This window comes from Bartonella sp. W8151 (assembly GCF_016100385.1).
In the GTDB taxonomy this organism is placed as follows: Bacteria; Pseudomonadota; Alphaproteobacteria; order Rhizobiales; family Rhizobiaceae; genus Bartonella; species Bartonella apis.
Genome location: NZ_JACFSO010000002.1, coordinates 1 through 12,606, shown reverse-complemented (window position 1 = coordinate 12,606; position 12,606 = coordinate 1). Strand labels below are relative to the sequence as shown.

Sequence of the window (12,606 nt, the reverse complement as noted above, 5' to 3'; positions counted from 1 at the left end):
GTCAAATTGATATGAAACATGAAAGAGCCGGTCTCCTGCCAAGGCTTACCCTGTCACAAATCATATTCAGTCTTTTGCCGCTCTTCTGGATAGCTGAAGCTGCACTGTTGAGCCTGATTGTCGCAAAAGCGGGTGAAGCGTTGTCGACCATTATCATTGCATGTCTTGCTATCGTTTTCCTCGCTGCAATCAAAGCCTGTCTTGATTATTATAGCCAACTTGACCTCTTTAAAAATTCCCGTAAAAATTTGAATGGGTGGCGCAAACGTGGCCTAACCCACCTCAATTTTCTTTCTCCTTTAAGTAAAAAACGTATGCCAGGCGGCGAGGCAGCCAATATCCTTGTCGATCAGGGAGAAACACTCGTCTCATGGAACGCGAAATACCGCCCTTTGATGCTTCGCGCGGCTGTCATTCCGGTTGTCATCCTTTGCCTTATATTACCGTTTTCATGGCTTGCCTGTTTGCTGCTTTTTATAACAGCACCGATCATTCCGCTATTTTGGGCCATTATCGGCGCCAAAGCTCAAAAAGCTGCAAAAGAGCAATGGCAGGAAATGGGCGAGATGAACGGCTATCTGCTGGATCGTTTGCGCGGCATAAAAACATTGCGCATTCTTGATGCCACCTTCTGGAGTGCCAAACGCCTTGCTCGCCAATCCGACGACCTCATCACACGCACGATGAAAGTATTAAGCATTGCTTTTTTATCGTCAGCGGTACTGGAACTTTTCTCGGCTCTGGGTGTCGCTTTGATGGCCGTCTATATCGGTTTTCATCTTTTAGGTGTCATTACCATCGGCTTTTGGGGAAACAAGCTCAGCCTTGCAGAAGGGCTCTTCATTCTTTTGCTTGCACCGAGTTTTTTTGAACCATTGCGTGAACTTGCAAGCGTTTGGCACGACCGTGTTGCAGGTAAAGCTGCTATGGAAAATTTCACAAAACTTGTCGGCAAAGGCGAGACGATTGTTCATCAACCTTCTGATGTTCAGCAATCGCCAATTGTTCAACAATCATATGAAACGAAGCCGGAAGAAACGGCTTCCCTGAAGATTGGCGCTGCAATCGAAATTGACAATCTCTCATTCGGTTTCATTCCCGAAAAACCGGTTTTCAAAAACTTTTCGCTAAAAATCGGCAGACAAGAAAAAGTTGCACTGACAGGAAAAAGCGGTGCCGGAAAGTCGGTTCTCATCTCGCTCATTGCCGGTCTTATTCAGGCTGACAAGGGGTCAATCAAAGTCAACGGCTTGACTGTGAACGGGAACAATATTGATGAAATTCGATCCAAAATCGGCTGGATGGGTGCAAAGCCTTATTGGTTCGACCAATCAATCCTCTCCAATATAACATTCAACAGAAAATTCGATCATATTGACGATTATCTTGATCTTGCCAATTTGAAAGATTTCGCCAATGAGCGCAAATACCAGCGCCTTGGTGAAGGCGGAACCGGTGTTTCCGGTGGCGAAGCCGCCCGCCTTTCCTTGGTGCGGCTGGCGCTGGAAAAAGACCGGAATGTCTTTCTTATCGACGAGCCGACCGCCCACCTTGATCCTGAAAGTGCAAAGATTGTTATAGATGCACTCATAAAAATTTCCGGAGAAAAGAGCCTCCTTGTTGCAACACATGATCCGGAACTTTTCAAGCGCATGGACAGGGTGATTGAACTTTCACCGGACGTTAATTGTCGGGAGAGCGAGAGATGAAAAAAATCCTTGCTCTCATTGCACCGCGCGACAGAATTATCCGCAAAAAAATGCTTTGGGGACTTGTCTTTGCCATTCTCACAGCACTTTCGACAATCGGCCTTCTTTGCCTATCCGGCTGGTTTATCACGGCAACCGGAATAGCCGGTTTAACGATTGCGGCAACACGTGTTTTCGATGTTTTTATGCCCTCGGCTGCCATACGGTTTTTTGCGCTTTTGAGAACCGGTGCGCGCTACGCTGAGCGGCTCGTCAATCATGACGCAACATTCATGCAGAGTAGAGGCTTGCGGCTACAACTCTTCAAGACAATTGCACAAAGAAAATCCTTGCGTGATCTCGCCATGCGTCCGGCACGTCTGTTGCATCGTCTAACCGGCGATATTGATAGTTACGAGCTCATTTATTTGAAACTTATCGTCCCTTCTATTGTTGCACTCGTTGCAATTTTAACAATTGTAGCCGTGCTTTCTTCCGTTCATTTGGGCTTGGGGCTTGGCTTTGGACTGATTGTTTTTGCCACCGTCATTGTTTTTTCCTGCCTTTCGATAAAACTTAACGAAAAACGTTCAGCCTCTCTCGCAATCCGGCGCGAAAGCCTGCGCACACGTGTGATCGCGCTCCTTTCCGGCCAGACCGACCTTGTTATGAATGGTTGCCAGCAGGCTTTCACCAACCATGTCATGAACACGGAAGACAGCCTTGCCACAAGCGATGTTTCCCTGAAAAAACGGCAACTCGCCATTGAAGCAATCAGCGGTTTTGTCGACAAGCTTATTTTTGTCGGGCTTATTCTCTCAACTATCCTACTCTATCAATACGGATCGATCAGTTTACCACTGGCTGTACTTTCTATATTGGCCGCATTGACACTTTATGACCTTGTCAAACCGCTTTATCAGGGCTGTGGCGAGATCGGCCGCTATATATTGGCGTTACGCAGACTTTCGCCATTTGCCGAAAGTGAAAATGCCAATTTAGAAAAAACCAGTGAAGAGTTGCCGCCATGCAGCTATGTGGCTATAGCCGACATCAAACGGGCAAGCTACGAGCCGCAATTGCCGGCAGTTTTGAACGATATTCATTTCACCGTCAGCTCGGGAGAAAAGATAGCCTTTGTCGGCCCCAACGGAGCAGGCAAAAGTTCGCTCATTTCGCTTTTCATGACAAAAGATATGATTGTCGAGGGAAAAATTGCAGCAATAAAAGCAGCATTATTGGAACAAAATACCTATATATTTCATGACACTCTGCATGAGAACCTGAAACTTGCCAATGTGACCGCCTCTAACGACGACATGGTCGAGGCCATGGAGCGTGCGGGACTACACGACTATCTCGTTAATCTCAAAGACGGCCTCTACAGCAGCATTGGGGAAAACCAGACCGGGCTTTCTACCGGTCAGGCTCGACGCTTTGCATTGGCACGCCTTTTCCTGCAGAAACGCGACCTGTGGCTACTTGATGAGCCGACAGAGAATATAGATGGCGGGACGGCCCGCGATATTCTCGAGCGCATGAAGCACTACGGGCGTGAAAAAAGCTGGCTCCTTGTCACCCACCTGAAACGGGAAGCAACCTGTTGCGACCGCATCATCACACTCGATCACACCCGCATCACTGGCGACTATGAGCGATCGAGCGAAAACTATCAACGCGTTTTAGAAAGTTTACGCGAGGACAACTATGACAAACACTCAATGTAAGGACTTGAATTATGGATATTGACATTGTCAGCCTATCACGGTTCCAATTCGCCGCGACAGCGCTTTACCATTTTCTGTTTGTCCCATTAACGCTAGGATTATCAATCCTGCTTGCCATTATGGAAAGCGTTTATGTCATGACAGGTCGAACGATCTGGCGGGACATGACCAAGTTCTGGGGACTACTATTTGGTATAAATTTTGCGTTAGGTGTGGCAACCGGCGTGGTTATGGAATTCCAGTTCGGCATGAACTGGAGCTATTATAGCCATTATGTCGGCGATATTTTTGGCGCACCTTTGGCTATCGAAGCTTTGATGGCTTTCTTCCTGGAAGCAACTTTTGTTGGCCTGTTCTTCTTCGGATGGGACCGCATGTCAAAGGTTAAACACCTGATTGCTACATGGTGCGTGGCCTTCGGCTCGAACTTCTCGGCTTTGTGGATTCTCGTCGCCAATGGCTGGATGCAAAATCCGGTCGCCTCGACTTTCAACCCGCAAACCATGCGTATGGAATTGGGCGACTTCGCTTCGGTTATTTTAAATCCTGTTGCGCAAGCGAAATTCGTTCACACGGTTTCAGCCGGTTATACAACAGCTGCCGCTTTCGTCCTTGGCGTTTCCGCCTGGTACCTCCTGAGAGGTCGCTATAAAGAGATTGCCAAACGTTCGATGACAGTTGCTGCATCATTCGGTCTTGCTGCTTCACTTTCCGTCGTAGTTCTCGGAGATGAAAGCGGCTACCTTTCCGGCGAACACCAGAAAATGAAACTCGCTGCTATCGAAGCCATGTGGGATACTGAAAAAGCTCCGGCTTCTTTCACACTGTTCGGTCTTCCCGATGTTAAAAACCGCGAAACCCATTTTGCAATCCACATTCCGTGGGTAATGGGCATTATCGGTACACGTTCGTTTGACGAACAGATCCCCGGCATCAAGGATCTCGTTGCACAATCTGAAAAAGAAATCAGACAAGGTATCCTTGCTTATGATGCACTGGAAAAAATCCAACAGGCAAAAGGCGCAGCTGTTCCGCAAGAAACAATCGACCAGTTTGAAAATAACGGTCGTTCGCTCGGTTATGCACTTCTGTTGAAACGCTATGTCGACGACCCGCGTACAGCAACGGAAGAACAGATCAGCAAAGCGGCTTGGGATCTTGTTCCGGAAGTTCCGGTTATCTTCTGGGCTTTCCGTATCATGGTTGCCTGTGGCTTTGCCCTTATCCTGATTATGGCGACATTCTTCTATCTGTCGGCACGTCATCGTTTGGAAAACAGGCGCTGGTTGCTTAAACTTGCTGTTTGCGCCATCGCACTTCCATGGATTTCTGTCGAATGTGGATGGGTTGTTGCCGAAATCGGACGTCAACCCTGGATCATCGAAGGAATTCTTCCGACCGCCGTTGCGGTTTCAAACCTCGGCGTCACGACAGTATTCCTGACAATTTGCGGCTTTGTTGCCCTCTATACCGCGCTTCTTGTCGTCGAAGTCCGCTTGATGCTGAAATATATCAGAAAAGGTCCGGACGTTTTGAATGACCACAGCGAGGTTCAAAACAACGCCTCTGCCACAGCATTATCTTAAAGGATAAAAATCATGATTTTGCACGATTTGATTTCATATGACGTGTTACGTATCATATGGTGGCTGCTGCTTGGCATTGTGCTTGTCGGCTTTGCAGTCATGGACGGTTTCGATCTGGGAACCGGTATGTTGCTCCCCTTTGTCGGTAAGACTGATCTTGAGCGACGCATTGTCATCAACACCGTCGGACCGGTTTGGGAAGGCAATCAGGTTTGGTTGATTTTGGCAGGCGGCGGCATTTTCGCCGCTTGGCCACAACTTTATGCTGTTTCATTTTCCGGCTTTTATATTGCCATGTTCCTTGTGCTCGTTGGCATTATTCTGCGCCCGGTCGGCTTCAAATACCGCAGCAAACGCGAAAGCAAAACCTGGCGGTCAACCTGGGACTGGCTGCTTTTTATCGGTGGCTTTTTGCCAAGTCTGATTTTCGGTGTTGCAATGGGCAATGTGCTTGAAGGTGTTCCCTTCGAGATTAAACCCGATATGCAGATTTTCTATCATGGTTCGTTTTTCGGACTGTTGAACCCGTTTGCAATCCTTTGCGGGGTTCTGTCGATTGTCATGCTGCTTACCCACGGGGCAAGCTGGCTTGCTGTTAAAACCGACGATCCTATTTTCAGCCGTGTACGCAAAGTCGGCATGATTACGGGTGTTCTCACAACCATTCTTTACGGTTTGTGCGGGCTTTTGTTGAACGTTGCAACAACCGGCTATCATATTACCGGTGGTGTGGTTGCCAACGGCCCTTCAAACCCGTTGATGAAACAGATTGCAACCAATGCTTCGGGTTGGCTTGACAATTACCATCAAACACCGATCTTGTGGATTGTTCCGATTATCGGACTTGTTGCACCACTATTGGCAGTAGCATGCTTGTCCATGAGAAAACCGGTCCTTGCCATTATCGCAAACGGACTTGGCATTGCCTGCATTATTGCAAGCGTCGGCGTTGCAATGTTCCCGTTCATCCTGCCTTCAACGATTGATCCGTTGATGAGTCTTACGGTATGGGATTCTTCCTCAAGCCATTTCACCCTCTTTGTCATGCTGATTGTCGCGATCATTTTTGTTCCGACAGTCTTGGCCTACACAAGCTGGGTTTACAAAATCCTTTGGGGAAAGGTCAGCGTCAAAACAATCGAAGGAAACAAGCAATCCTATTGATTGCTACTCTTGAAAGGAAATTCCATGTGGTATTTTTCTTGGGCTCTCGGCCTTCCGCTTGCCGCCGCTTTCGCAATATTGAATGCGATGTGGTATGAATTGACGGAAGACAATGCCAAACAAAATAAAGGCGAAAATAAATCCGAATAGCCTGTTAAACTCTAAAATTATTGCCGCGGAAAGCTCATGCTCTCCGCGGCATTTTTATTTTTCTCACATTGTTTTCTTCCCTGATCGCCGTTTTAAAAAGTGCGCCAACCAGTCTATTCGCCTATCAATTTATGCACTCTGAAATCATCTTTATTCAGCGTCGAGATTTTTCAGCCATTTCCGCAGGCGGTTCCTCGCATTGGAATAGGGTGAAGAGGTATTCAATTGGATCATCCGCCCCATTGTCCATTTTCCGCACCACTCTTTTTCGTAAAGCTTCTGGTTATTCCGTTTGGAAATTTCGACAATAATTCGGTCTTTTGCCGCGCGAAGCCGATCAACAAGATCAACAAAAGGAACATTCTTATAATCGGAATAAAATTTTTGGGCAAGTTCACCAAGTTCATTCCACTTGAAGCCGGTTTCAGGAAAATCGACGGGTTCGCCCTTTTCATCCCTTTCCAGCCATTTCAGGACAAGCCTATTCCACCCCAAAAGATAGGCAACAAGGTTTGAAACAGTCATAAGCTCGCCTTTTGAATGCCCCTCCATGAGCGGTAAACCGGAAACATCTGCTGGTACTTTACGCAAATCTTCAGCAAGCTTGGAAAAAGTCGTTTCGATTGCATTCAGCAATTCATCTTTATTTTGCGGTATCGACATTTTTCCCTCGTTTATTCCTTTCAGACATTGAACCCATTTTTTTGGATGACAATGCACCTTAGATATATTTTTATAAGTAATCCAAAAGTTATTTTATATATAAAATCAAAATAAATACTAAAATTGTTATTTAAATATAAATATTTATTTTGCAAATATATATTTAATAATATTACAATATATATTGATAAGTTATAATATTATATAATTCGTATATTTTTTTAAAAATATTTTTTAAAATTCTGTCCAAGCATTCATATATTTATCCAGTGTTTGAAACACACCAGCTTTTTTCCAAAGTTTCCTGTTACCTATAACATATAATGCTTCTTTGGCTCTTGTTGCTGCGACATTGAGCAAATTAGGTCTGCCACCTGCCCAGTTTCGTGCACCTGTCTGCTCGGCGTTGGGTGCCCCAAGAATGAAAAACACAGCCTCAGCTTCTCGCCCTTGGACCGTATGAACTGTTCCGACATGTTCATAGACCCATCGGCGCGGATCTGAATCCATGGCCCAATCTGCAAACAAATTACTTTCAATAAGCATTTTACGCATATTGTCTTGCACAACAACGAAAGGAGTAACAATATAGAGGTCAGGCTTAACGTTATGTTCCTTTAACTCCTGCAATAAGGACAGTATTTTTTGTCCTTCCTTTTGACACCATTTGTCCTCACCTTGACCTTCAATGTGAAACCAGCAAGATGGACCAAGAATATCTCGAATATCCGATGACTTATCAATCTTGGCCTGTACCATCATATTGTCATATGCAATACTATTCGAAATGCGAAACATAGGATCAGTGCATCGTCTATGTACCAGAAGTGGCACTCCAACCTGACGTTCACCATCAGTCGTTTCAAAAGTTGCATAATATTTCGTTGCACTATCGGCAAGTGTTTGTACTGAAGCTTCCGGAGCATTATAAATTACAGGATCAACGCCGAATTGGCGACATATTGTTTCCGTCAATTGTTTTGGCAAAACAACAACTGGCTCGATCTGCATTGGATCGCCAACAACAATTGCCCTTTTTGTTCTTATTAAAGCCCCTACAGCAGCTTGGGGTAAGGCCTGCCCAGCTTCATCAATCAATAACCATCCAAAGGCTTCGGGCCCGATTTTCTTGAACATACGGGAAACCGATGCAAATGTCGTGGATATCACAGGTACCAATAGAAACAATGTAGACCAAAGATCAGGAATGAGGGCGTCTTTTTCATCACTTCCCAATGATCGCATACCAAAACAATCCATCAACACATTCATATTATGACGAATTGGTTTAGCGGCACAATCAACGAACGCTTTATGAAGCTCCATAGCGGCTTCAAAAACTTCGTTTCGTAAACCCGCTGTTACATTATCCAACCAAGGCGCGCTTTTTTGACGTTCATTATGTGATTTTTTGAAAAAATCTTTTGAAATAACAGTTCCGGGATATTGGTCTTTCAATTCCTTCAAGCTATTTTTATTATTTTTTATTACGTCATTGATTTTATCAAGTAATATCTGTTTTTCCGCTATTACGTCTTGTATTTTAGATACTTTGAGCTGTTTTGTTTCCAGCTCATTCGATAAATCGGTGAATAGCTTTTTTTGGGAAACGAGTTCTTTCTTTCTAGGATTAAATGATTCTTTCCATATCCTATAACTTTGCGTGCCGAATAAACGGGGGAAAAAGCCCGGTCGTTTTGCCCAAATTATATCATATTCCTGTTGAGCTTTATTGGTTCTGTACTTCTGCTCTTCCAGCTTCTGTTGTAGTTTTTCCACTTCTTGAAGAAGGCCGCTTAGAGGCAATTTCTCCTTAGAAATAATCTGGGAAATCTGTTTTGCTTCAGCTTGCTTCTCTTCCAACAATTGCAACAAATGATGTATCTTTTCCAAATCGCCCAAAGCAGATTGTTCAACTTCAAGACATTCCAGAAATTTTGATCGAACATCATCCCATCGTTGTAATGCTTCTTCATGATCTTCAGGAGCATCTTCATCAACTATGACACGTGGTTTTCTTTCAATCTCTCCAGCCTCAGTCTTTTCCCGAATGAATTGGGGATTGCCGGAAACCTCCTGAAAGTATTTTTGTAACCCGTGGTCTTCGTTCCACCAAAACTTTTGGCGAAATTCACTACGATTTTTACTATTGCCGAGAACTGCAGCAATGGCGCCCCAACTGTCTCGTTCCAACAATTTATCAGACACCGTTTTAAAGTATCGTAATGTACTTTCTTCAGCAATGGCTTGTTGAGCGGGTAGCTCGGCACTGACATTCTCAACGGCTTTGTTGTTGGAAGAGGCAACGATCATCTCGTACCCCTTTATTTCAGGAGCTAATTTATAAATTTTTACGGATGCCTGATTCTTCTTTATACGATCTCCTGAATCTATAAAAGCTTCCTCCGGGTCATCAAATTTGCAGAGCGCAACCGCACGATTTGTCACAAGTGCTGCAATAACGTCACGAAGCAGAGTTGTTTTACCCGTTCCTGGAGGACCATTGACCGCCATGATGCCGTCGGTTTCCAAGTCTTTTAGTGCGAGGTTAACAGCACATTGTTGAAGAAGGGCAAGTGGAAAGAGCCCTTTTCCCGGCCATGAGCCTGACGGAAAATTTTGTGGCTCCAGGGCGTCCGCAATTGAAGTTTTATCGTTCAACATATCTTTCCGGTTTTCGGGCTTCACAATACCCAAATAACGTTCAAGATTAGGCGTAGTCTGTCGGGCGGAAATCATCTTTCTTGCCCAGTCCAGATCTTCTAGAAAAAAGGAATTTAATATCAATGGTTCCGGAGGGTCCGGTATTTTATAATATTGGTAGACTCTGACTGCAAAAGATGGTGCTTTGGTAAAATGGTCGGATAATTTTATTTGTCCTAGCAGCCAGTTATATGCGTCGATAATCCCATCATGGTCAAGTGGAAGCACTTCTCCATCTTCTTCGTCAAACTTGACTATTTTGTCTTTTAATCCCTCCATAAGTGGTTGTTCAACTTCCGACCATTGCCCGAGTCCTTCTAATTTACCATTTAAAGCAACAGAAAGCCCCCATCCAAAACTCGAAATTGCGACAGGATCCATTTCAACCGGACGCCCGGCTCGATCAAGCATAATTGTCGCAAGAATTGCTTCTCCATAGGCTCGCGGCATCTCGGCTCTATTGCCCCCATAAACTTCCAACAAAGCCGAAGTTGCCTTAAGCATATCAATGCTACCAAGGACAATCTGATAATAAAGCCTATAGTTGGGACGGCTCTTTTCTCCACCACGCTCCCAAGGCAACCATTCTTTATTTAGTTGTGCTATTGCTTTTTGATCTCCTCCCGCAAGATCTTTGGGCTGGCGAAAAGAAGGAGGAGAAAGAACTTCCATTGCTGTCCAAGACAAAAGTACATTGTTTGGATCATTTTCAACAGTAGGATGACTTAAAATTTTCGGTTTTACGATAAATGCTGGTTTTAAAGATTGTGAAGTTACCGGAGGTTTGTTTGGTTCAGATAAAGGCGCCGAATTTTTTTCTTGCACTATTTTCGGCTCATTCAACTGAACATAAGATCCTTTATTCGTTGTCAAACGCGCTTGTTGAGCCTTTCTCTTCAATACTTGCGACCGCTGGGTTTTTCTGTGCGAAAGTTCAGCTAGCAAAAGGTCAAGAAATGCCGCATCGTTACAGTTATCTTTGAACAATTTTTCAAGCTCAGCTATTCCTTTTTTAAAAAATGGTCTTGTGAACATATGAACTATAATCGAATTTTCTTTTCTTTAAAAACAGGTGTCGTATCAAAACACAATTCTTTTTATCTTTAAAGATGGATATTTTAAAAACATTTATTTAAATTAATGGAATTCAGTTTCATTCTACGTTGTTAAAATTATTTACACTTATTTTTTAAAAACGAGATAGATAACATTCAAACAGTTTCGCTTTTTTCAATAATTAGGCGGTAGCTGTTGCCACTTAAAAATAACAAAGTAAGGCGCGACGCCACGTCCAAAATCAAGCAATTTGCCTCTCATTCCACGCAAAAGCATTGTCGAAATCACTAATAAAAGCTGACACCGTCATACTTCCAACAATCGGTCACCTCTAAAAAAGCAGCTATGGCTTTTGATATCAAAAGCGATGCCGTGACGAATAGCGTCTGGTATTACGTGAAACTGTTCATCATCGAACCATACGCAAAGGTGGGCGCTGCGGCTTTCGTTCCGATGGACGAAATTCTACACCAGTTTCCAAAAGATCAATAATACGCTTATAATCCTCATCTATCAGCGTCCAACAATTAAGATTAAATGCTACTATGAAGTTAGTGTACCCGCCAAACCTCGCCCAATAAGTTCTGCCGGTTTCAAAAAACGCCAATATATGGCTCATTTCGATATTGAATTCTTCAGCAAATTCACTTTTTGGTGTTAAATAAAGCGATATAATACTTTTTAAATGATTGACACGTAGCATGACTTTTTTATCAGCTCGAAGCTCCATATCATGATATGTAAATAAATATGCTTGGAACTCAGCCAACGCTTTTTGCAACTGCTGATGTCTTAGCAATATGAGATTTGAGAAATTGAATCGGGCGGTTTGGTCCACTTCCACCCTTTTCAATTCTGTATTCAATTGTGAAAACCGCTCATTAATACGGTTATTATTATTATCTATTTCGATATGGGTTAGTTCTAAACTGTATTTTATTTTTTCGCTTTTTCGATTTAGAAGACCGCTAAAAACACAATTAGCAACGCTCGCAAAAGCGCTTAATCCTGCCGCAATTAGCGTTACTACAGCATCTCCGCTTGAATTTTTTCTAATAAAAACATACCAATTTCTGGGATCTTTTCTAATAAAAACATATAAATGCCTCCATGGTGACGTATATCTACCGTTAAGAAGTAAACCCTCACCATGTATACAATTCCAACGTTTTTCAATCTGCAATGTTTAGCCTTTCATGGCGAGACTATTACTTGTCTCATTGCGTATTTTACCTGAATCCGATTTGGTTCAGATTATCGCTCTCATGACGACGGAACCAAAGAGGCATCCAATATCGAACATCAGCATTTATCCTTTGATCATTGATGAGCTGAGCGTCAGTTTTCGCCAACCATCCAGCATGGGTATTAGTATATTGCTGGCCAACAAAACTATTCCAACCATCTGCATTTGAGCAAATATCGGTTCTATCACTAAGCCATGCCGGCAATGATTAATGAGAAAGAAGCTGCTATTGCAACCGCTACCGATTCTTCCTGTCTTTGAGACACTACGGAACGCGCTGTTCAAAGCCGGCGGGCAATGAGCCGTTATCTATTCTAATTTGGTGGCGATAAAACCCGTGTCCGCAATCGCTGAAGGACAGATCAATTTTTACTGCTGGCAAAAAGACGAATGCCATACTCACTTTAGAGAGCTCTCATTTGAACCAGAGATGAACAGTTTAAACGCCGTTAGCGATGACCTGCTTTTCCAGAACACGATTTATCGAGCACCAACGGGGGTGACTTGGTGTCATTTGCCCCCAACGATCCGCGGCCATTTTGAAGCCGCCATTTTAATTACCACAGAGTGATATGAATAGTTTTAGCAGAATGTTTTTGACGTGCGTTTCGATAGAAAGTGAC

At 43.8% G+C, this 12,606-nt stretch carries 8 protein-coding genes; 5 read left to right on the top strand and 3 right to left on the bottom strand.

All coding sequences use genetic code 11. The features are described 5' to 3' along the window. Positions 1-11 precede the first annotated feature (11 nt). The 5 genes from cydD to cydX are packed head-to-tail and all read left to right on the top strand — an operon-like array spanning position 12 to position 6,315. A complete protein-coding gene (gene cydD, locus H3V14_RS03215; protein WP_198226569.1) occupies positions 12-1,709 on the top strand; it encodes a thiol reductant ABC exporter subunit CydD in 1,698 nt (565 codons plus the stop codon). Continuing rightward, complete coding sequence (locus H3V14_RS03210) at positions 1,706-3,415, top strand: amino acid ABC transporter ATP-binding/permease protein (protein ID WP_198226567.1); 1,710 nt, start codon at positions 1,706-1,708, stop codon at positions 3,413-3,415. Before cydD ends, H3V14_RS03210 begins: the two co-directional genes overlap by 4 nt. Before the next feature lie 11 nt (positions 3,416-3,426). Continuing rightward, a complete protein-coding gene (locus tag H3V14_RS03205; protein ID WP_075869156.1) occupies positions 3,427-5,001 on the top strand; it encodes a cytochrome ubiquinol oxidase subunit I in 1,575 nt (524 codons plus the stop codon). Positions 5,002-5,013: 12 nt separating this feature from the next. Next, the gene (gene cydB, locus H3V14_RS03200) at positions 5,014-6,165 is read left to right on the top strand and encodes a cytochrome d ubiquinol oxidase subunit II (RefSeq protein ID WP_198226565.1); all 1,152 of its coding nucleotides are present in this window, start codon (positions 5,014-5,016) and stop codon (positions 6,163-6,165) included. A gap of 24 nt (positions 6,166-6,189) precedes the next feature. Next, positions 6,190-6,315, top strand: coding sequence for a cytochrome bd-I oxidase subunit CydX (gene cydX, locus H3V14_RS03195; protein ID WP_075869158.1), 126 nt, complete (start codon positions 6,190-6,192; stop codon positions 6,313-6,315). Between the two features lie 150 nt (positions 6,316-6,465). On the opposite strand, the gene H3V14_RS03190 is transcribed toward cydX, so the two are convergent. From H3V14_RS03190 to H3V14_RS03180, 3 genes are all read right to left on the bottom strand, one after another. Further along, complete coding sequence (locus H3V14_RS03190) at positions 6,466-6,978, bottom strand: ClbS/DfsB family four-helix bundle protein (protein ID WP_198226563.1); 513 nt, start codon at positions 6,976-6,978, stop codon at positions 6,466-6,468. Positions 6,979-7,212: 234 nt separating this feature from the next. Next, positions 7,213-10,716, bottom strand: coding sequence for a DEAD/DEAH box helicase (locus H3V14_RS03185; RefSeq protein WP_198226561.1), 3,504 nt, complete (start codon positions 10,714-10,716; stop codon positions 7,213-7,215). Between the two features lie 430 nt (positions 10,717-11,146). Continuing rightward, on the bottom strand, positions 11,147-11,920 hold the full coding sequence (locus H3V14_RS03180) for a hypothetical protein (protein WP_198226559.1): 774 nt from the start codon (positions 11,918-11,920) through the stop codon (positions 11,147-11,149). Positions 11,921-12,606 lie beyond the last annotated feature (686 nt).